The organism is Streptomyces sp. sk2.1, assembly GCF_008120935.1.
Lineage (GTDB): Bacteria > Actinomycetota > Actinomycetes > Streptomycetales > Streptomycetaceae > Streptomyces.
The window spans coordinates 189,142-207,856 of the sequence record NZ_RDBO01000020.1; the positions used below are offsets into that span (position 1 = coordinate 189,142).

Here is an 18,715-nt window from a genome sequence, read left to right on the forward strand (position 1 = left end):
CCGAACGGGGGTGCGGGCCGCTTCCGTTACCGGACCGGAACGGCCTCGGGTTGTGGTCAAGGCCACGGCCGGCCCCGGTTCCGCGCCCGGACCGCCCCGTCCGGTCCGCGGCCCGGGCGGGGGCGCACGCGGGGAGCGGCACGGCCCGTAATACCCTCGGGCTCATGCTTGTCGCCCTGACGGTCGCGGTCTCCGTGACCGCGCTCGCCCTCGCCGCCTGGTGCGGTTTCGCCGCCTACCGGGACCAGCCGACCAAGGACTGGCACTTCATCGGGATGGCCGTGGTCTCCCTGCTGGCGCTGGCCCAGCTGGTGGTGGGCATCGTGCAGCTGTCCCGGGGCGAGCGGCCCGAGCAGGGCATGACGATCTTCATCGCGTATCTGATCGGGGCGTTCTTCGCGGTGCCCGCCGCGGGTTTCCTGTCGCTGACCGAGCGGACCCGGTGGGGTTCGGTGACGGTGGCGGCGGGTGCGGTCGTGCTGGCCGTCCTCGAAGTACGGCTCCACGACATCTGGGGAAACTGACCGTGACCGACACCGACCGCTCCCCCTCGGCGGCCACCGGCGAGAAGCAGCCCTTCGACCTCGGCACGGGCCCCGGCCGGGTCCTGGTCTGGTTCTACGGGGTGTTCACCGTCGCGGCGGCCTCCCGCGCGATCGTCCAGATGATCCTGGAATTCGACCGGGCGCCGCTCTCCTACGTGCTGTCGGCCGCCTCCGCGCTCGTGTACGGGTTCATCACGTACTCGCTGGTGCGCGGGGGCGAGCGGGCCCGCAGGACGGCACTGGTCTGCTGCGCCGCCGAACTGCTGGGGGTGCTGGTCGTCGGGACCTGGACGATGGTGGAGCCCTCGGCGTTCGCGGACGACACCGTCTGGTCGGACTTCGGCATGGGCTACCTGTTCATCCCGGTGATCCTGCCGGTCACCGGGATGATGTGGCTGCGCCGGTCCAGGGCCGCCTGACGGGTCGTCCCGTGCGCGGGAGCGTACGGCCCGGTCCACCGGACTCCGTCCGGCCGGGCGTCGTGCGCGGGGGCGGGCGGCCGATCGCCCCGCCCCCGTACTCATACCGGGAACGTGCGACCGGCCGGTTCCGCTCGCGGCCGGTCGCGGGTTCCGCTTCCGGCCGGTCCCACACGCGGGCGGCCTTCGGCCGGTGCTACGCGCTGGCGACGTACGCGGGCGCGGTGGCGTCCTTCTCCAGCAGGATCATCAGGACGCCGTCCCCGCCGGTCTCGTTGCCCACGGGGGTGTATCCCGCCCGCCGGTAGAGCCGCAGGTTGCCCTCGCTGCGGTGTCCGGTGTGGAGCCGGAAACGGGTCGCCGACCGCTCGGCGGCCAGGCCCGACTCGGCCGCCTTGAGCAGCCGGGCGCCGAGGCCGTGCCCCTGGAGCCGCGGGTGGACGCAGAGCCTGCCGATCTCCCCGACCCCGTCCCCTTCGAGGGTTCCCCGGACCGAACCGACGATCTCGTCGCCGAGGCGTGCCACGAACACCAGGTTCGTGGCGATCTCGGTGCGCATCGAGTCGAGGGTCTGGGTGAGCGGGTCGATCCGGTAGTTCCCGTACAGCTCCGCCTCGCTCTGGAAGCTGAGGTACTGGAGTTTCAAGATCTGTTCGGCGTCCTGCTCCGTCGCCGCCGAGATGATCACGCTCGTGCCCATCCGCGCATGCCTCCGCCCACCTGATCCACCGGTTGTCTATCGCTCCTTTCCCCACGGTTCAGGAGCTGCAACCTCCGCCGCGAGCATTCTGCGCAGACATCCAAGGCATCGGGAACGGACGGGGCCCAAACTCCCCTGTGACATACCCAACTTTCCTGCGATTTCCCGGTAGGTGGGGTCGCTCGGCGCCAGCATCGCCGACAGCAGCCGGGCGCATCGGGCGGGCAGCCGGTCCACCGCCGCGCGCAGTGCCCGGCGTTCGTCGGCGCCGACGGCCATCCGTTCGGGGCAGCCGGCCGGATCCGCGGCGGCCTCGTCGCGGTAGGGGCGTTCGAACCGGGCGGTGCGGCGGGCCCTGCGGGCCTCGGCCCGTACGCAGTCGCGCACCCAGCGGGCCGAGTCCGCCGGTGGCCCCTCCCCCGCGAGCCGTTCCAGCAGCCGCAGCCAGACGGACTGTTCGAGGTCGGCGGGTTCGATCGCCGGACCCGTCGCCGAGGCGGCCGCCTCGGCCATGGCCTCGGCGCTCACCAGCGGGTACAGGGCCCGGACGACCGCCGGGGCGCCGGGGGCGGCCGCCGCGGGAACATGATCGAGAAGCGTCATGCCCCGGCCGACGCCCGTACGGCGGCGGCCGGTTGCCGTGACGGGCGGTCACCACCCGACCGGGGCACGCCCGGCCGGGTGCTGACGCCGGTGTCGTGGAGGGCCCGGCGGGGGCTCAGCGTCCGGCGAAGTCCGCCGCGGCGAGCAGGGCCGTGTCCGGGTTGTCGGAGAAGATCCCGTCGATGCCCGTCCCGAAGTACGTCCGCAGCGCGCCGAACGCGTCGCCGTAGGCGGCCGGGTCCGTGCCGCGCCGGAAGTCGGCGGGCAGGAAGGTGTTCTCGTTGCGCATGGTGTAGGGGTGCAGGACCAGGCCCTGCGCGTGCGCGTCCTTCACCAGCGAGGTCGGCTCGGTGAGCCGGCCCGAGGCGTCCTTGGGGATGATCAGGTCCAGGGTGGGGCCGATGCCCTGGGCGAAGGAGGCCATCCACTTCAGGCCCTCGGGCTTCACCAGGTCCGCGACGGTGCGCGGGTCCCCGGAGGTCACGAAGTCCCAGGGGCGCTCGCCGGCGCCCGAGAGCAGCACCACGCGCGGGGTCGAGACGAGCCGGGCCAGCCGCTGAATGCTGCCGGGCTCGAAGGACTGGAGGATGAGCGGCGAGTGCGCGCGGTGGCGGTTGTGGCGGCGCAGCAGCTTGGCGAGCGGCTCCTCGAGGCCGAGGCCGAGGCCGCGGAAGTAGGTGGAGTGCTTGGTCTCGACGTACAGCCAGACGGGCTCGCCCCGCCTGCGGCCCTCGCGGTCGGCCCAGCGCAGCACCTCCTCGAAGGTGGGGACCTCCCAGCGGCCGTCGTAGAGGGTGTTCTCCTGACGGGTGCCGGGGATGCGCTCCTTGGCCCGCAGCGTCTTCAGCTCGGCGAGGGTGAAGTCCTCGGTGAACCAGCCGGTGAGCGGGACGCCGTCGACCTTCTTCGTCGTCCTGCGGCTCGCGAACTCCGGGTGCTCGGAGACGTCGGTGGTGGCGGTGATGTCGTTCTCGTGGCGGCAGACGAGGTGGCCGTCCTTGGTCGGCACCAGGTCCTGCTCGATGACGTGCGCGCCCATGTCGAGGGCCAGCTGGTAGGAGCCGAGCGTGTGCTCCGGCCGGTAGCCGCTGGCGCCGCGGTGCCCGATGACGGTGGGGACCGGCAGGTCGAGGCGGAAGCCGTGCCCGCCGTGCCGCCCGGAGGCGCTCGCCACGGGGTTGTCGGCGGCGTCGGCCGGGCCGCCGGCCAGCCCGAGGGCGGCCGTGCCCAGTACGGCGGCGCCCGCTCCCAGCATGGTTCTGCGGGCGGGACCGGTCTGCGCGCGCTCTGTCATGAATGCTCCTCGCGTGTGATGTCTGGCACCTGTCGGGCGCGGCCCGAGCGTAAGCAGCAGTACGGTCGTGGAGGCAGCTCCTGGACGAACATGGCGGAAACTCGTGTCAACGCCCCGTGTCCGCCGGTTGAACCCGATGTGCGATCAGCGAGAAGCCGCGAGTATCGTCCTCACCTGCATGGACCGTCACGATCCCGCACCTCGGCCGGCCCGGCCACTACACCGGAGGAACCGTTGTCCCGACACGCACTCATCAAGGCAGTGCTCGGACCGATCTTGCGCCTGATGTTCCGCCCCCAGGTGGAGGGTGCCGAGAACATCCCCGGGGACGGTCCGGTGATCCTGGCGGGCAACCATCTGACCTTCATCGACTCGATGATCATGCCGATCTGCTGCGACCGGCCGGTGTTCTACATCGGCAAGGACGAGTACGTGACGGGCAAGGGCCTCAAGGGCCGGGCGATGGCCTGGTTCTTCACCGGCTGCGGCATGATCCCGGTGGACCGGGACGGCGGACGCGGCGGTGTCGCGGCGCTGATGACGGGCCGTCGGGTGCTGGAGGAGGGCAAGGCGTTCGCCATCTACCCGGAGGGCACCCGCTCCCCGGACGGCCGGCTGTACCGGGGCCGTACGGGCATCGCCCGGCTGACGCTGATGACGGGCGCGCCGGTGGTGCCGTTCGCGATGATCGGCACGGACAAGCTGCAGCCCGGCGGGGCCGGTCTGCCCCGCCCCGGCAAGGTGACGGTCCGGTTCGGCGAGCCGATGGAGTTCTCCCGCTACGAGGGCATGGACCGCGACCGCTACGTGCTGCGGGCGGTGACCGACTCCGTGATGGCCGAGGTGATGCGGCTGTCCGGCCAGGAGTACGTCGACATGTACGCCACGAAGGCCAAGGCCGCGTGAGCCGGGGCGCGCCGCGCCGGTCATGACGTGGGAAGGGCCCGTACCACCGGTGGTACGGGCCCTTCCCGTTGTCCCCGCGCGCCGGTCCGGCGGGCGCGGTCACTGGTGGACGATGCCCTCCTCCAGCTTCTGGCCCCGCAGCAGGAACCAGGCGGCGACCGCCGTCGCCAGCAGGACCGCGGCGCCGACGCCCGCGGCGACCCTCAGTCCGTCCACGAACGCCTCCTGTGCCGCGGCGAGCAGTTCCTGCCCCTGCCGGGCGGGCAGCCCGTGGGTCGCCTCGACCGCGCCGCCCAGTGACTCGTGGGCGGCCGCGGCGTGGTCGGCCGGGACGCCCGCGGGCGATTCGAACTTCTGGTAGACGCCGGTGACGATGGAACCGAGCAGGGCGATGCCGAGGGCCGCGCCGAGTTCGTACGCCGTCTCCGAGACCGCTCCGGCGGAACCCGCCTGTTCCTTCGGGACGCTGGAGAGGATCACGTCGGAGGTGACGGTGAAGGCGAAGCCCGCGCCGAGGCCGACGACCAGGAGCACCGCGCCGATCAGCGGGTACGCGGTCTGCTGATGGATCAGGGTGACCGCGGCGAGCGCCAGGCCGACCGCCCCGAGACCGCCGGTCACCACCGAGCGCACCGAGAAGCGCCGGGCCGCCCTTCCGGCGAGCAGGCCCGCGACGACCGCGCCGATGGCCGCCGGGAGTTCGGCGAGACCGGCCTCCAGCGGCCTGCGTCCCTGCACCAGCTGGAGGAACTGGGAGAGGAAGAAGACCAGTCCGGACAGGCCGAGGATGGTCAGCAGGTCGGCCAGGACCGCGCCCGAGAAGCCCCGGTGGTGGAAGAGCCGCATGTCCAGCAACGGCGACTGGAGGGTGAGCTGCCTGCGCACGAACCAGCAGAGCGCGGCCAGGCCGCCGATGCCCGTGACGGCGATCTCCCAGCTCGGGCCGTGCGCCGCCAGTTCCTTGACGGCGTAGACGACGCCGATCATGCCGACGAAGGAGAGCGCGACGCTGCCCAGGTCCCAGGGGCCCGGGGCCGGGTTCTTCGACTCGGGGATCATCTTCGCGCCGACGATCACGAGGATCACCATGACGGGCAGGTTGATCAGGAAGACCGAGCCCCACCAGAAGTGCTCCAGCAGGAACCCGCCGACCACGGGTCCGACGGCCGCGCCCGCCGAGGCCATCGCTCCCCAGATGCCGATGGCCAGGCTGCGCTCGCGCGGGTCGTGGAAGAGGTTCCGGATCAGGGCGAGCGTGGACGGCATGAGGGTGGCGCCCGCGACACCGAGCAGCGCCCGCGCCAGGATCATCATCTCGGGGGTGTGCGCGTAGGCGTTGAGCACGGAGACCGCGCCGAACGCGGTCGCGCCGCACAGCAGCAGCTTCTTGCGCCCGATGCGGTCGCCGAGGCTGCCCATGGAGACGAGGAGGCCGGCGATGACGAAGGAGTAGACGTCACCGATCCACAGCAGCTGGGTGCCGGTCGGTTCGAGGTCCTCGGTGAGGAACGGGGTCGCCAGGCCGAGGACGGTGGCGTCGATCGCCACGAGCAACACGGCGAGGACGAGTACGGCCAGGGCGATCCACCGCCCGGGACGGTACAGCTCGTCCGAGGTCTTCGCCCGTTGTTCGATACGGCTCATTGCTCCACGCTCCGGCGTGCGCCGCCGAGCAGCAACTCGACGATCATGTACTGGAAGTCCTTGCTCGCGACCCGGCCCGTCTGGACCGTCCAGGCCCCGCTGGAGACCAGCCCGTAGAGGGCCTCGGTCAGCCAGGCGGGGGTGAGGTCGATCCGGAACTCGCCGCGTTCCTGGCCGCGCCGGAAGAAGGCGGCGACGCGGGCGTCGAGCCGGCTCCAGCCCTCGTTGACCTGTTCGCCCTCGAAGAGCTGGTTCTCGGTGACGAGGAAGGAGAGCAGTCCGGCGCCCGGTTCGACGGCCGCGATCAGCCGGCGCAGCGCCTCCTCCGAGGTCCCCTCGTCGAGCCCGGCGGCGTCCAGCGCCGCTTCGAACTCCTGGATGCCCAGCTCCTCCAGCGCCCTGACCAGCGCGTCCCGTCCGGCGAAGTGCCGGTGCAGGGTGGCGCGGCCGATGCCCGCGGCTCTGGCGACCTCGTCCATGGTGGCGGTCGATTTGCGGGTCAGCAGGGCGGCGGCGCTGCGCAGCACCTGCTCACGGTCGAGAGTCATGAGACAACCATAGACCATTTGAGACATCAATGTCTCACCGGAAAGGTGTCGCCCCCGGACACGGCACGGGAGGACCATGGCGTCCATGACGCATGTCGCCGTGAAGCCGCTCCTGCTGATCGACATCGACGGCCCGCTCAACCCCTACCTCGCGCTCGCACACCCCGGGGCCCCGGACGGATACGCGAGACACCCGATGCGGCCGACCGGGTGGGAACAGGGGCCGCCGCTGCCGGTCCTGCTCAACCCGGAGCACGGGCGGGCCCTGCGGATCCTGGCCGGCCGCTACGAACTGGTCTGGGCGACGACCTGGAAGGACGAGGCCAACCAGTGGGTCGGCCCCCGCCTCGGGCTGCCCCCGCTGCCGTACATCGACTGGCCGGCGATGCACGGCACCGCCCCCGCCGGTACGTACTGGAAGACGCAGTACGTCGTGGAGTACGCGGCCGGGCGGCCGTTCGCCTGGATCGACGACGAGATCACCCTGCGGGACCGGGAGTGGATCCTGGGGCACGGGGTCACCGAGGCGCTGCTGCGGTGGATCGATCCGGGGCTCGGGCTGCTGCCGGACGACTTCGCGGCGCTCGCCGCGTGGGCGGACGGCCGGGCCGGCGGCAGGGGGTGAGCCCCTCGGGCGGGGCCGGTCACCGGGGCCCGGTGACCGGCGTGCCGCGGCTCAGGCGTCGAGCACCACCAGGTCCAGGCCGGGAAGACCGGCCGGGTCGTCGATCGCGAGCATCTCGACGACCCTCCCCCGCTCGATGGTGAAGACCAGGACCGAGAACTTCCCGCCGTCGAGGGCCGAGAGGACCGCCGGCCGGTCGCCGACCACGGCCGGCTGCGACGACCGGGCGAACGGCGCGAACATCATCGCCCGGCGGGCCACCGCCTCGGCGCCCCGCACCAGGGACGGCGTACCGGTGACGGACCGCACCACCACGTCCGGGTCGAGCACGGCCACGAGGGCGTCGAGGTCGCCGTCGCGGGCGGCGGCCAGGAAGGCGTCGACCACCTCCCGCCTGCGGGAGAGGCCGGGGTCCGCGACCGGCTCCGCGCCCCGCACCCGGCGGCGCGCCCGGCTGGCGAGCTGCCGGGCCGCGGCCGGGGTGCGGTCCACGACCGGGGCGATCTCGTCGAAGGGCACGGCGAACATGTCGTGCAGCACGAAGGCGAGCCGCTCGGCGGGGTCGAGCGTCTCCAGCACGACGAGCATCGCGAGGCCGACCGAGTCGGCCAGCAGCGCCTGCTGCTCGGGGTCGGCCTCCGGCCGGTCGCCGGGGGTGCTCTCCTCGGGCGCCCCGGTGTCCAGGGGCGCCTCGGGCCGGGAGCGGCGGGAGCGGAGCATGTCCAGGCACACCCGCCCGACGACCGTGGTCAGCCAGCCGTCCAGGTTCTCGATCGCCCGGCCGTCGGAACGGCCGAGCCTGATCCACGCCTCCTGGACGGCGTCCTCCGCCTCGCCCGTCGAGCCGAGCATCCGCTGGGCCACGGCCCTCAGCCGGGGCCGGTTCGCCTCGAAGCGCTCCGCCAGGAACTCGTGTCCGTCCACGGTCGTGTTTCCTCCGTCGTGTTCCGTCACCGCGCCGACGTGCCGGGGTCCCCGGCACGTCGGCGGATCGTGGTCCGTCACCGTACTGACGGACCGGACCGCACGGATGTGACGGGCGCTCCCGGCCGGGCGGGAACTCCGGAACACGCCCCGGGGTCCGCGTCCCGGCCGGTCAGCTCCACGGCAGCCCGGCGCGGTGCCGCCAGTACGCCTCGGGCTCCTCCACCAGCGCGTCGAGCCGGGCGCGCAGTTCCTCGTCGAGGTCGACGACGGGCGCGTGCAGGTTCCCGGCGAGCTGGCCGACGGTCGCCGCGCCGGAGAGCACCACCCCGGCCCAGGGCTGGTGCAGCACGAACGCCAGGGCCACCGCGTCACTGCCGACACCGGCCCCGGCGGCGATCTCCTGGAGCACCGCGGGGGCCTCCGTACCGGCGAGCCGCCCGTTGGCCACGGCCTCCTTGACGATCACGGTGAGCCCGGCGGCGTGGGCCTCGGCGAGCGCGGCCCCGGCCGAGGTCTCCAGCGCGTTGTAGGTGGCCTGCACCGTGCGGAAGAGCGGTTCGCCGTCCACGGTGACGGCGAGGGCGGCCCGGATCGCGTCGGCCTGGGCGGGTCCGCTGGTGCTCAGGCCGACGCTGACCCCTTCGCCGGCGAGCGCGGCGAGCCCGGCGTGCAGTTCCCGGTCGGTCAGGGCCGGGCTGTCGGCGGTGACCGAGTGGATCTGGTAGAGGTCGAGGCGGTCGCCGAGCAGCGCGCCGGTCTCGGCCCGCTGGCGCAGGAACGTGGCGAGGCCGTGGTCCTTGACCTCGTGCTCCTCGGCCTCGACGCTCCAGCCGGCGGTGTAGGTGTAGCCCCATTTGCTGCCGACGACGACGTCGTCCGCCTCCGGGTGCGCCGTCAGCCAGTCGGCCAGGAACTCCTCCGACCGGCCGTAGGAGCGGGCCGCGTCGAAGTAGCGGACGCCCTGGGCGTAGGCGGCGTCGAGCAGTTCGTGGGTGCGTGCGCGCAACGCCTCGACGCCGCGGTCCGCGGGCAGGTCGCGGTCGCGGTGGAGGTTGATGTAGCCGGGCCTGCCGACCGCCGCCAGCCCGAGCCCGATGTGGGCGGTCGGAGTCGTCGCTGCGGCCAGCCTGGCGAAAGGCATCGTGGGCTCCTCGTCGGTCGGGTGCTCTCTCCCCCGTCAACGTAACCCAGCTCACGAGAGCCGGGGGCGGGGAGCGCGCGAACGCTCCCCGCCCCCGGTATCCGCCCCCGCGGCGGTCAGTTCCTCGCGGTGGCCCAGGCCTGCTGGGCCGCGAGGTCGGCCTTCACCTCGGTGAGCTGGACGGCCACGGCCGACGGGGCGGTGCCGCCGCGTCCGTTCCGGGAGGCCAGCGCACCTGCCACGTCGAGGACCGTGCGGACCTCGGGCGCGAGGTGTTCGGAGATCTTGGCGAACTGCTCGTCGGTCAGCTCGTCGAGCTCGATGCCGTGCTGCTCGCACTCCTTGACGCACTCACCGGCCACCTCGTGCGCGACCCGGAACGGCACGCCCTGCTTGACCAGCCATTCGGCGATGTCGGTGGCGAGCGAGAAGCCCGCCGGGGCCAGCTCCTCCATCCGCTCGCGGTTGACGGTGAGGGTGGCCATCATTCCGGTGAAGGCGGGCAGCAGGACCTCCAGCTGGTCGCAGGAGTCGAAGACCGGCTCCTTGTCCTCCTGGAGGTCGCGGTTGTACGCGAGCGGGAGGGCCTTCAGCGTGGCCATCAGGCCGGTCAGGTTCCCGATCAGTCGGCCGGACTTGCCCCGGGCCAGCTCCGCGATGTCCGGGTTCTTCTTCTGCGGCATGATCGAGGAGCCGGTGGAGAAGGCGTCGTGCAGGGTGACGAAGGAGAACTCCTTCGTGTTCCAGATGATGACCTCCTCCGCGATCCGGGAGAGGTTCACCCCGATCATCGCGGTGACGAAGGCGAACTCGGCGACGAAGTCGCGGGAGGCCGTTCCGTCGATGGAGTTGCCCACGGAGCCTCGTTCGAAGCCGAGGTCGGCGGCGACCGCCTCCGGGTCCAGGCCGAGCGACGATCCGGCCAGGGCGCCGGAGCCGTACGGGGAGACCGCGGTCCGCTCGTCCCACTGGCGCAGCCGCTCGGCGTCCCGGGACAGGGCCTGCGCGTGGGCCAGGACGTGGTGGGCGAAGAGCACCGGCTGGGCGTGCTGGAGGTGCGTGCGGCCGGGCATCGCGACATCGGGGTGCGCCTCGGCGAGGCCGACCAGGGCGCCCTGGAGCTCGGCGATCAGGCCGCCGATGATCCTGGCGTGGTCGCGCAGGTACATCCGGAAGAGCGTGGCGATCTGGTCGTTGCGGGACCGGCCCGCGCGCAGCTTGCCGCCGAGGTCCGGGCCGAGGCGCTCCAGCAGTCCGCGCTCCAGCGCGGTGTGCACGTCCTCGTCGGCGATGGTGCCGGTGAACGAGCCGTCGGCGACGTCCGCCTCCAGCTGGTCGAGACCGGCGAGCATGCGGGTCAGCTCGTCCTCGGTGAGCAGGCCCGCCTTGTTCAGGACGCGCGCGTGGGCGCGGGAGCCGGCGATGTCGTACGGCGCGAGCCGCCAGTCGAAGTGGACGGAGGCGGACAGCCTGGCCAGCGCCTCGGCCGGACCGTCGGCGAAGCGGGCGCCCCAGAGGCGTACGTCGCTGGTGCCGTTGCCGTTGCTCACTGCGTGCTCCTCGAAAGGACAAGGGGTGGATGTGCGACCGCCTCCCCGCACGGAGGGTTTGGGGAGGCGGTGACGTAACTACTGGGGATCAGGCCAGGTCACGCTTGGCGGCGATCTTCGTGGAGAGGCCGAAGATCTCGATGAAGCCCTGCGCCTTGGACTGGTCGAACGTGTCGCCCGAGTCGTAGGTGGCGAGGTTGAAGTCGTAGAGCGACTCCTCGGACTTGCGGCCGGTGACGACGGCGCGGCCCGCGTGCATGGTCATCCGGATGTCGCCGGTGACGTGCTGGTTGGCCTCGTTGATGAAGCCGTCCAGGGCGCGCTTGAGCGGCGAGAACCACAGGCCGTCGTAGACCAGCTCGCCCCAGCGCTGCTCGACCTGCCGCTTGTAGCGGGCCAGCTCGCGCTCGACGGTGACGTTCTCCAGCTCCTGGTGGGCGGTGATCAGCGCGATCGCGCCCGGGGCCTCGTACACCTCGCGGGACTTGATGCCGACGAGCCGGTCCTCGACCATGTCGATCCGGCCGATGCCCTGGGCGCCGGCCCGCTGGTTGAGCTGCTGGATGGCCTGGAGGACGGTGACGGGCTTGCCGTCGATGGCCACCGGCACGCCCTCCTTGAAGGAGATGACGACCTCGTCGGCCTCGCGCGGGGTGGCGGGGTTCTCGGTGTACTCGTAGATGTCCTCGATCGGCGCGTTCCAGATGTCCTCCAGGAAGCCCGTCTCGACGGCGCGCCCGAAGACGTTCTGGTCGATGGAGTACGGGGACTTCTTGGTGGTCGCGATCGGGAGGTTCTTCTCCTCGCAGAAGGCGATCGCCTTGTCCCGGGTCATCGCGTAGTCGCGGACCGGGGCGATGCACTTCAGGTCGGGGCCGAGCGCGGAGATGCCGGCCTCGAAGCGGACCTGGTCGTTGCCCTTGCCGGTGCAGCCGTGGGCGACGATGCCGGCGTTGTGCTTGTTGGCGGCGGCGACGAGGTGCTTGACGATGGTCGGCCGGGAGAGGGCCGAGACCAGCGGGTAGCGGTCCATGTAGAGGGCGTTGGCCTTGATCGCGGGGAGGCAGTACTCCTCGGCGAACTCGTCCTTGGCGTCCGCGACCTCGGCCTCGACGGCACCGCAGGCGAGCGCGCGCTTGCGGATGACGTCCAGGTCCTCGCCACCCTGGCCGACGTCCACGGCAACGGCGATGACCTCGGCGCCCGTCTCCTCGGCGATCCAGCCGATGGCGACGGAGGTGTCCAGGCCGCCCGAATAGGCGAGTACGACGCGCTCGGTCACGGGTTTCTCCTTACGGTGCAATCACTGATGGGTATAACTATGCAGTCCTCCGTATGTTTTGTCAAAGGCGCGGGCGGGTGGCGTGCCGACGGGCCGGGCGCCCGGTCCGCCGGTGCTCCCCCACCGGCGTCCCGGCTGTCGAAACACCCCTGTCCGCGGTGGAGTTGCCGACGACAATGGCCGGTATGGGAAAAACGTACGAGCGCATCGACGGACGGCTCAGGACCTTCATCGAGGAACAGCACGTCTTCTTCACGGCGACCGCGCCCCTGGACGGCGAGGGCACGGTCAACCTCTCCCCCAAGGGGGTCAGCGGCTCGTTCGCCGTCATCGACGAGCTGACCGTGGCCTACCTGGACTTCGCGGGCAGCAACGCCGAGACCGTCGCCCACCTCCGCGAGAACGGCCGCATCACGCTGATGTGGTGCGCCTTCCAGGGCCCGCCGAACATCGTGCGGGTGCACGGCCGCGGCGAGCCGGTCTTCCGGGACGACCCCCGGTTCGGCCCGCTGCTCGCCCACTTCCCGGACGTGGACCCCCGCCTCCACGGACTGCGCGCCGTCATCGTGGTGCGGGCCGAGCTGATCCGGGACACCTGCGGCTACGGGGTGCCCTTCATGTCGTACGACGAGGACCGGCCACTGCACGCCCAGCGCTTCGCCCGGGAGGACGACGCCTCGCTCGGCGCCTACTTCGAGAAGAAGGAGCACATAGCGACCAGCATCGACGGGCTGCCCGGACTGCCGCTCCCGCTGCCGGTCATGCCGCACGGGGAGAAGGATTGAGCCGTACGGAGCAGATCCGGGGGTGGGGGCCGGGCGGAGCGTCTAACGTCCGGGGCATGCGCAGATCCGTGGTGACCGTGTCGGTACTGCTCGCGCTGGCGGGCTCGGTCGCGGCCCGGCCCGCCCCGGCGCCGACCTCTCCGGGACGGCTGGCCGACACCGGCGGCGGCACCCAGCTGATCACGGCCGAGGCGCCGGACACGGGCTCCACCACGGGCACCGTCACCTGGTGGAACCTGCGCCGGGGCGTCTGGGTGAGGGCCGGCTCCGCACCGGCCCGCTTCGGCGCGAAGGGCCTGGCCGAGGGCGCCTCGCGCAAGCAGGGCACGAACACCACCCCCACCGGCCTGTACGACCTGCCGTACGCCTTCGGGACCGGGCCCGCACCGGCCGGCACCACCCACCCCTACCGGCGGATCAACGACCGGTCGTGGTGGTGCCAGGACAACGCGGCGCGGGACTACAACCGCTGGGTCGAGCCGCGCCCCGCGGACTGCCGGGCCGGCGAGGCGGAGCACCTGATCGCGTACCCGACGCAGTACGCCCGCGCGCTCGTCATCGGGTTCAACTACGAGCGGCCGGTGCGCGGGCGCGGCGCCGGGATCTTCCTGCACGTCGACGGGCGCGGCGCGACCGCCGGCTGCGTCTCCGTGCCGGCGTCCGCGATGGCCCGGATCCTCGACTGGGTGAACCCGGCCCGCCGTCCGCACATCGCGATCGGGACCCGGTCGGGTCCGACCGCGATCACGCGCTACTGACGGTCCGGGAGCCCCGGGCGGCCGACGGACCCGACCGGCTCTCAGCGCTCGTTCTGGGCCAGCCGCAGCAGGTGGTCGGCCAGTGCCTGGCCGCCCGCCGGGTCGCGGCTGATCAGCATCAGGGTGTCGTCGCCCGCGATGGTGCCGAGGATGTCGTGCAGTTCGGCCTGGTCGATGGCCGAGGCGAGGAACTGGGCCGCGCCCGGCGGGGTGCGCAGCACCACGAGGTTGGCCGAGGCCTCCGCCGAGATGAGCAGCTCGGCGGAGAGGCGCCGCATCCGCTCCTCCTTGGCGGAGCCGCCCAGCGGTGCCTGCGGGGTGCGGAAGCCGCCCTCGCTGGGAACCGCGTAGATCAGCTCGCCGCCGGTGTTGCGGATCTTCACCGCGCCCAGCTCGTCCAGGTCCCGGGAGAGCGTCGCCTGGGTGACGCTCAGCCCGTCGTCGGCGAGGAGCTTGGCCAGCTGGCTCTGCGAGCGCACCGGCTGCCGGTTCAGGATGTCCACGATCCGGCGGTGGCGCGCGGTGCGGGTCTGCGGCACGGCCGGTCCCCCGTGCTCGGTCTCCTGCGCCTCGGTCATCGTCGTCGCCTCATTCTCCGGATCGTCCGTCCCCTCTTGCCGCGTCGAGAACACCGGGCAGTGCCCGGAGGAACGCGTCCACCTCCGCGTCGCCGATGATCAGCGGCGGCATCAGCCGCAGGACATCGGGGGCGGGTGCGTTCACCAGGATTCCGGCTCCCTGAGCCGCCTGTTGCGCCTGGGGCGCAAGGGGCTCGGTGAGCACGATACCCAGCAGCAGCCCGGAGCCGCGGACATGGGAGACCAGCGGGTGGCCCAGACCCTCCACGGCCTCGCGGATCCTCTCGCCGAGCCGCTTCACCCGGTCCAGGGCGCCGTCGGCCGCCAGGGTGTCCAGGACGGCGAGTCCGGCGGCGCAGGCGACCGGGTTGCCGCCGAACGTCGTGCCGTGCTGCCCCGGCCCCAGCAGTTCGGCCGCCGGTCCGAACGCGACGGTCGCACCGATCGGCAGTCCGCCGCCGAGGCCCTTGGCGAGGGTGACGACGTCGGGTTCGACGCCCTGGTGGGCCTGGTGCTCGAACCAGTGGCCGCAGCGGCCGATGCCGGTCTGCACCTCGTCGAGCACGAGCAGGGTGCCGGTGGCCCGGGTGATCTCGCGGGCGGCCTCCAGGTAACCGGCGGGCGGCACGACCACCCCGTTCTCGCCCTGGATCGGCTCGATGATCACCAGCGCGGTGTCGGTGGTCACGGCCGCCCGGAGCGCCTCGACGTCGCCGTACGGGACGTGCGTGACGTCGCCGGGCAGCGGGAGGAAGGGGTCGCGCTTGGCGGGCTGGCCGGTCAGCGCGAGGGCGCCCATGGTCCGGCCGTGGAAGCCGCCTTCGGTGGCGACCATGTGCGTGCGCCCGGTCAGCCGGCCGATCTTGAAGGCGGCCTCGTTGGCCTCGGCGCCCGAGTTGGCGAAGTAGACCCGGCCGGTGCGGCCGAAGAGCTGGAGCAGCCGTTCGGCGAGCGCGACGGGCGGCTCGGCGACGAAGAGGTTGGAGACGTGGCCCAGCGAGGCGACCTGGGCGGAGACCGCCTCGACGACGGCGGGGTGGGCGTGGCCCAGCGCGTTCACCGCGATGCCGCCGACGAAGTCGAGGTACTCGGTGCCGTCGGCGTCCCACACCCTGGCCCCCTCGCCGCGCACCAGGGGCAGCCGGGGGGTGCCGTAGTTGTCCATCAGCGCGTCGTTCCAGCGCCGGACGAGCTCCTGGTTGCTCATGACTCCCCCTGCGCGGGCTGCGCGTCGGGCACGACCATCGTGCCGATTCCTTCGTCGGTGAAGATCTCCAGCAGGATCGAGTGCTGGACCCGGCCGTCGATGACGCGGGCGGTCTCGACGCCGTTGCGCACGGCGTGCAGGCAGCCCTGCATCTTCGGCACCATGCCGCTGGACAGCTCGGGCAGCAGCTTCTCCAGCTCGGTGGCGGTGAGGCGGCTGATCACGTCGTCGCTGTTGGGCCAGTCCTCGTAGAGGCCCTCGACGTCGGTGAGGACCATCAGCGTCTCGGCGTTCAGCGCGGCGGCGAGCGCGGCGGCCGCGGTGTCGGCGTTGACGTTGTAGACGTGGTCGTCGTCGGCGGAGCGCGCGATGGAGGAGACCACCGGGATCCGGCCGTCGTCCAGCAGCGCCTGGATCGCCCCGGTGTCGATGGCGGTGATCTCGCCGACCCGGCCGATGTCGACGAGCTCGCCGTCGATGGTCGGCCGGTGCTGGACGGCGGTGATCGTGCGGGCGTCCTCGCCGGTCATGCCGACGGCGAGCGGGCCGTGCTGGTTGAGCAGGCCGACGAGTTCGCGCTGGACCTGGCCGGCCAGCACCATCCGTACGACGTCCATCGCCTCGGGCGTGGTGACGCGCAGCCCCGCCTTGAACTCGCTGACCAGGCCCTGCTTGTCGAGCTGGGCGCTGATCTGCGGTCCGCCGCCGTGCACGACGACGGGCTTGAGGCCGGCCTGGCGCAGGAAGACGACGTCCTGGGCGAAGGCCGCCTTCAGCTCCTCGTCGACCATGGCGTTGCCGCCGAACTTGATGACGACGGTCTTGCCGTTGTGCCGGGTCAGCCAGGGCAGCGCCTCGATGAGGGTCTGCGCCTTCGGGAGTGCGGTGTGCTTCCGCGCCGTGCTCATGAGCTGTACGCGCTGTTCTCGTGGACGTAGTCCGCGGTGAGGTCGTTGGCCCAGATGACGGCCGATTCGGTGCCGGCGGCCAGGTCGGCGGTGATGGCGACCTCCCGGTAGCGCATGTCGACCAGGTCGCGGTCCTCGCCGACGCCGCCGTTCCTGCAGACCCAGACGCCGTTGATGGCGACGTTCAGCTGGTCGGGCTCGAAGGCGGCCTTCGTCGTGCCGATCGCGGAGAGCACCCGGCCCCAGTTGGGGTCCTCGCCGTGGATGGCGCACTTGAGGAGGTTGTTGCGGGCGATGGAGCGGCCCACCTCGACGGCGTCGTCCTCGGTCGCGGCGTTGACGACCTCGATCCGGATGTCCTTGGAGGCGCCCTCGGCGTCACCGATGAGCTGGCGGGCCAGGTCCGCGCAGACGGTCCGTACGGCCTCGGCGAACTCGCCCTGATCCGGGGTGATTCCGCTCGCCCCGGAGGCCAGCAGCAGCACCGTGTCGTTGGTCGACATGCAGCCGTCGGAGTCGACCCGGTCGAAGGTGGTGCGGGTGGCGGCGCGCAGCGCGGAGTCGAGTCCGGCGGCGTCGACGTCGGCGTCGGTGGTGAGGACGACCAGCATGGTCGCGAGGCCGGGGGCGAGCATGCCCGCGCCCTTGGCCATGCCGCCGACGGTCCAGCCCTCGCCGCCCGCGACGGCGGTCTTGTGGACGGTGTCGGTGGTCTTGATCGCGATGGCGGCCTTCTCGCCGCCGTGCTCGCTGAGGGCGGCCGCGGCCTGTTCGATGCCGGGCAGCAGCTTGTCCATCGGGAGCAGGGTGCCGATCAGACCGGTCGAGGCGACCGCGATCTCGCCGACGTTGTGGCCGGTGAGGACCTCGGCGGCCTTCTCGGCGGTGGCGTGGGTGTCCTGGAAGCCCTTCGGTCCGGTACAGGCGTTGGCGCCGCCGGAGTTGAGGACGACCGCGGTGACCTCACCGCCCTTCAGCACCTGCTCCGACCACAGGACGGGGGCGGCCTTGACGCGGTTGGAGGTGAAGACGCCCGCGGCGGCGCGGCGCGGACCGCGGTTGACGACGAGGGCCAGGTCCGGGTTGCCGTTCTGCTTGATTCCCGCGGCGATGCCCGCCGCGGAGAACCCCTGTGCTGCCGTGACGCTCACGGTGCGACTCCGATCGTGGAAAGACCCGTGTCCTCGGGAAGTCCGAGGGCGATGTTCATGCTCTGCAGGGCACCGCCCGCGGTGCCCTTGGCGAGGTTGTCGATGGCGCTGATGACGATGATCCGGTCCGCCGCCTCGTCGTGGGCGACCTGGATCTGTACGGCGTTGGAACCCTGGACGGACGCCGTCGCGGGCCACTGCCCCTCGGGGAGCAGGTCGACGAACGGCTCGTCGGCGAACGCCTTCTCGTACACGTCGCGGAGGGACCGGGCGCTCACGCCGGGCCTCGCCTTCGCGCTGCAGGTGGCGAGGATGCCGCGGGGCATCGGCGCCAGGGTCGGGGTGAAGGAGACCGTGACCCGTTCGCCGGCCGCCGCACTGAGGTTCTGGATCATCTCGGGGGTGTGCCGGTGGCCGCCGCCGACGCCGTACGGGGACATGTTGCCCATCACCTCGGAGCCGAGCAGGTGCGGCTTGGCCGCCTTGCCCGCCCCGGAGGTGCCGGACGCCGCGACGATCACGGCCTCGGGCTCGGCCAGCCGGGCCGCGTACGCCGGGAAGAGCGCGAGCGACACCGCGGTCGGGTAGCAGCCGGGCACCGCGATCCGCTTGGAACCGGCCAGTGCCGCGCGTCGGCCCGGGAGCTCGGGCAGTCCGTAGGGCCAGGTGCCAGCGTGCGGCGAACCGTAGAACTTCTCCCAGTCCGCGGCGTTCTCCAGCCGGAAGTCGGCGCCCATGTCCACGACGAGCACCTCGTCCCCGAGCTGCTCGGCGACGGCGGCGGACTGCCCGTGCGGCAGGGCGAGGAAGACCACGTCGTGCCCGGCGAGCACCTCGGGGGTGGTCGGCCGGAGCACCCGGTCGGCGAGCGGCCTCAGGTGCGGCTGGAGCGCGCCGAGCTTCTGTCCCGCGTTGGAGTTGGCGGTGAGTTCACCGATCTCGACCCCGGGGTGGACCAGCAGGAGACGGAGCAGCTCCCCGCCGGCGTATCCGCTCGCCCCTGCCACCGCTGCACGTACCACCATCGAAAGCCTCCTCGTCGATGGCATGACTATACGCATCTCCGCACTTTTATGCAAAGACTTGCGTATCCCCCACGAGGTCGCGGTTGTGACCGAGATTTTTAGGTGGCACATCTCCGTCT

Annotated in this window: 20 protein-coding genes; 6 read left to right on the top strand and 14 right to left on the bottom strand. The window is 72.2% G+C overall.

All coding sequences use genetic code 11. The annotated features are described in order from the left end of the window. Positions 1 to 164: 164 nt before the first annotated feature. Positions 165 to 524, top strand: a complete 360-nt coding sequence (locus EAO76_RS04255; RefSeq protein ID WP_148833470.1) for a hypothetical protein — start codon at positions 165 to 167, stop codon at positions 522 to 524. 2 nt (positions 525 to 526) lie between these two features. Further along, positions 527 to 964 (top strand): hypothetical protein, encoded by a 438-nt coding sequence (locus EAO76_RS04260; protein ID WP_148833472.1) that lies wholly within the window; start codon positions 527 to 529, stop codon positions 962 to 964. A gap of 196 nt (positions 965 to 1,160) precedes the next feature. Here EAO76_RS04260 and EAO76_RS04265 read toward each other — a convergent pair whose 3' ends face one another. The 3 genes from EAO76_RS04265 to EAO76_RS04275 all read right to left on the bottom strand — a co-directional run bounded on the left by EAO76_RS04265 (position 1,161) and on the right by EAO76_RS04275 (position 3,561). Next, the gene (locus EAO76_RS04265; RefSeq protein ID WP_148833474.1) at positions 1,161 to 1,664 is read right to left on the bottom strand and encodes a GNAT family N-acetyltransferase; all 504 of its coding nucleotides are present in this window, start codon (positions 1,662 to 1,664) and stop codon (positions 1,161 to 1,163) included. Between the two features lie 36 nt (positions 1,665 to 1,700). Then, positions 1,701 to 2,267, bottom strand: coding sequence for a sigma-70 family RNA polymerase sigma factor (locus EAO76_RS04270; protein WP_148833476.1), 567 nt, complete (start codon positions 2,265 to 2,267; stop codon positions 1,701 to 1,703). Between the two features lie 115 nt (positions 2,268 to 2,382). Then, positions 2,383 to 3,561: a glycerophosphodiester phosphodiesterase gene (locus tag EAO76_RS04275; protein WP_148833478.1), complete on the bottom strand. Its 1,179-nt coding sequence runs from the start codon at positions 3,559 to 3,561 to the stop codon at positions 2,383 to 2,385. A 234-nt stretch (positions 3,562 to 3,795) separates the two neighbouring features. On the opposite strand from EAO76_RS04275, the gene EAO76_RS04280 reads away from it, so the two are divergent. Continuing rightward, positions 3,796 to 4,467: a 1-acyl-sn-glycerol-3-phosphate acyltransferase gene (locus EAO76_RS04280; RefSeq protein ID WP_148833480.1), complete on the top strand. Its 672-nt coding sequence runs from the start codon at positions 3,796 to 3,798 to the stop codon at positions 4,465 to 4,467. Between the two features lie 99 nt (positions 4,468 to 4,566). Here the strand turns inward: EAO76_RS04280 and EAO76_RS04285 are convergent, their stop codons facing one another. Together EAO76_RS04285 and EAO76_RS04290 are read right to left on the bottom strand one after the other, a co-directional pair. After that, positions 4,567 to 6,111, bottom strand: coding sequence for an MFS transporter (locus EAO76_RS04285; RefSeq protein WP_148833482.1), 1,545 nt, complete (start codon positions 6,109 to 6,111; stop codon positions 4,567 to 4,569). After that, positions 6,108 to 6,659 (bottom strand): TetR/AcrR family transcriptional regulator, encoded by a 552-nt coding sequence (locus EAO76_RS04290; RefSeq protein WP_148833484.1) that lies wholly within the window; start codon positions 6,657 to 6,659, stop codon positions 6,108 to 6,110. Before EAO76_RS04290 ends, EAO76_RS04285 begins: the two co-directional genes overlap by 4 nt. 100 nt (positions 6,660 to 6,759) lie before the next feature. Between EAO76_RS04290 and EAO76_RS04295 the strand changes: the two genes are divergently transcribed. Continuing rightward, positions 6,760 to 7,284 (top strand): hypothetical protein, encoded by a 525-nt coding sequence (locus tag EAO76_RS04295; protein WP_148835564.1) that lies wholly within the window; start codon positions 6,760 to 6,762, stop codon positions 7,282 to 7,284. 51 nt (positions 7,285 to 7,335) lie between these two features. Here EAO76_RS04295 and EAO76_RS04300 read toward each other — a convergent pair whose 3' ends face one another. The 4 genes from EAO76_RS04300 to EAO76_RS04315 form a co-directional block, all read right to left on the bottom strand. Beyond that, positions 7,336 to 8,208, bottom strand: a complete 873-nt coding sequence (locus EAO76_RS04300) for a sigma-70 family RNA polymerase sigma factor (protein ID WP_148833485.1) — start codon at positions 8,206 to 8,208, stop codon at positions 7,336 to 7,338. Between the two features lie 172 nt (positions 8,209 to 8,380). After that, complete coding sequence (locus EAO76_RS04305) at positions 8,381 to 9,352, bottom strand: aldo/keto reductase (RefSeq protein ID WP_148833487.1); 972 nt, start codon at positions 9,350 to 9,352, stop codon at positions 8,381 to 8,383. A gap of 116 nt (positions 9,353 to 9,468) precedes the next feature. Continuing rightward, complete coding sequence (gene argH / locus EAO76_RS04310; protein ID WP_148833489.1) at positions 9,469 to 10,902, bottom strand: argininosuccinate lyase; 1,434 nt, start codon at positions 10,900 to 10,902, stop codon at positions 9,469 to 9,471. An 88-nt stretch (positions 10,903 to 10,990) separates the two neighbouring features. Continuing rightward, complete coding sequence (locus tag EAO76_RS04315) at positions 10,991 to 12,184, bottom strand: argininosuccinate synthase (RefSeq protein ID WP_148833491.1); 1,194 nt, start codon at positions 12,182 to 12,184, stop codon at positions 10,991 to 10,993. Between the two features lie 185 nt (positions 12,185 to 12,369). Here EAO76_RS04315 and EAO76_RS04320 point away from each other — a divergent pair, with 185 nt between their 5' ends. Both EAO76_RS04320 and EAO76_RS04325 read left to right on the top strand, forming a co-directional pair. Next, entirely contained in the window at positions 12,370 to 12,969 is a 600-nt protein-coding gene (locus EAO76_RS04320) for a pyridoxamine 5'-phosphate oxidase family protein (RefSeq protein ID WP_148833493.1), read from the top strand. Positions 12,970 to 13,025: 56 nt separating this feature from the next. Next, positions 13,026 to 13,727, top strand: a complete 702-nt coding sequence (locus tag EAO76_RS04325; RefSeq protein WP_148833495.1) for a L,D-transpeptidase — start codon at positions 13,026 to 13,028, stop codon at positions 13,725 to 13,727. A 41-nt stretch (positions 13,728 to 13,768) separates the two neighbouring features. Here the strand turns inward: EAO76_RS04325 and EAO76_RS04330 are convergent, their stop codons facing one another. The 5 genes from EAO76_RS04330 to argC are packed head-to-tail and all read right to left on the bottom strand — an operon-like array spanning position 13,769 to position 18,596. Further along, positions 13,769 to 14,305, bottom strand: a complete 537-nt coding sequence (locus EAO76_RS04330) for an arginine repressor (RefSeq protein WP_148833497.1) — start codon at positions 14,303 to 14,305, stop codon at positions 13,769 to 13,771. A gap of 10 nt (positions 14,306 to 14,315) precedes the next feature. Next, the gene (locus EAO76_RS04335; RefSeq protein ID WP_148833498.1) at positions 14,316 to 15,512 is read right to left on the bottom strand and encodes an acetylornithine transaminase; all 1,197 of its coding nucleotides are present in this window, start codon (positions 15,510 to 15,512) and stop codon (positions 14,316 to 14,318) included. Then, positions 15,509 to 16,420: an acetylglutamate kinase gene (gene argB / locus EAO76_RS04340; RefSeq protein ID WP_148833500.1), complete on the bottom strand. Its 912-nt coding sequence runs from the start codon at positions 16,418 to 16,420 to the stop codon at positions 15,509 to 15,511. Before argB ends, EAO76_RS04335 begins: the two co-directional genes overlap by 4 nt. After that, complete coding sequence (gene argJ, locus EAO76_RS04345) at positions 16,417 to 17,571, bottom strand: bifunctional glutamate N-acetyltransferase/amino-acid acetyltransferase ArgJ (RefSeq protein ID WP_148833502.1); 1,155 nt, start codon at positions 17,569 to 17,571, stop codon at positions 16,417 to 16,419. The genes argB and argJ overlap by 4 nt, the downstream gene beginning before the upstream one ends. After that, positions 17,568 to 18,596 (bottom strand): N-acetyl-gamma-glutamyl-phosphate reductase, encoded by a 1,029-nt coding sequence (argC, locus tag EAO76_RS04350; RefSeq protein WP_148833504.1) that lies wholly within the window; start codon positions 18,594 to 18,596, stop codon positions 17,568 to 17,570. Before argC ends, argJ begins: the two co-directional genes overlap by 4 nt. Between the last annotated feature and the right edge of the window lie 119 nt (positions 18,597 to 18,715).

What these genes read in the sequence shown, in the direction of transcription:
- EAO76_RS04255 (WP_148833470.1), top strand. Translation starts at nt 165, where the DNA reads ATGCTTGTCGCCCTGACGGTCGCGGTCTCCGTGACCGCGCTCGCCCTC.
- EAO76_RS04265 (WP_148833474.1), bottom strand. Translation starts at nt 1,664, where the DNA reads ATGGGCACGAGCGTGATCATCTCGGCGGCGACGGAGCAGGACGCCGAA.
- EAO76_RS04270 (WP_148833476.1), bottom strand. Translation starts at nt 2,267, where the DNA reads ATGACGCTTCTCGATCATGTTCCCGCGGCGGCCGCCCCCGGCGCCCCG.
- EAO76_RS04275 (WP_148833478.1), bottom strand. Translation starts at nt 3,561, where the DNA reads ATGACAGAGCGCGCGCAGACCGGTCCCGCCCGCAGAACCATGCTGGGA.
- EAO76_RS04285 (WP_148833482.1), bottom strand. Translation starts at nt 6,111, where the DNA reads ATGAGCCGTATCGAACAACGGGCGAAGACCTCGGACGAGCTGTACCGT.
- EAO76_RS04290 (WP_148833484.1), bottom strand. Translation starts at nt 6,659, where the DNA reads ATGACTCTCGACCGTGAGCAGGTGCTGCGCAGCGCCGCCGCCCTGCTG.
- EAO76_RS04305 (WP_148833487.1), bottom strand. Translation starts at nt 9,352, where the DNA reads ATGCCTTTCGCCAGGCTGGCCGCAGCGACGACTCCGACCGCCCACATC.
- EAO76_RS04320 (WP_148833493.1), top strand. Translation starts at nt 12,370, where the DNA reads ATGGGAAAAACGTACGAGCGCATCGACGGACGGCTCAGGACCTTCATC.
- EAO76_RS04325 (WP_148833495.1), top strand. Translation starts at nt 13,026, where the DNA reads ATGCGCAGATCCGTGGTGACCGTGTCGGTACTGCTCGCGCTGGCGGGC.
- EAO76_RS04330 (WP_148833497.1), bottom strand. Translation starts at nt 14,305, where the DNA reads ATGACCGAGGCGCAGGAGACCGAGCACGGGGGACCGGCCGTGCCGCAG.
- EAO76_RS04335 (WP_148833498.1), bottom strand. Translation starts at nt 15,512, where the DNA reads ATGAGCAACCAGGAGCTCGTCCGGCGCTGGAACGACGCGCTGATGGAC.
- argB (WP_148833500.1), bottom strand. Translation starts at nt 16,420, where the DNA reads ATGAGCACGGCGCGGAAGCACACCGCACTCCCGAAGGCGCAGACCCTC.
- argC (WP_148833504.1), bottom strand. Translation starts at nt 18,596, where the DNA reads ATGGTGGTACGTGCAGCGGTGGCAGGGGCGAGCGGATACGCCGGCGGG.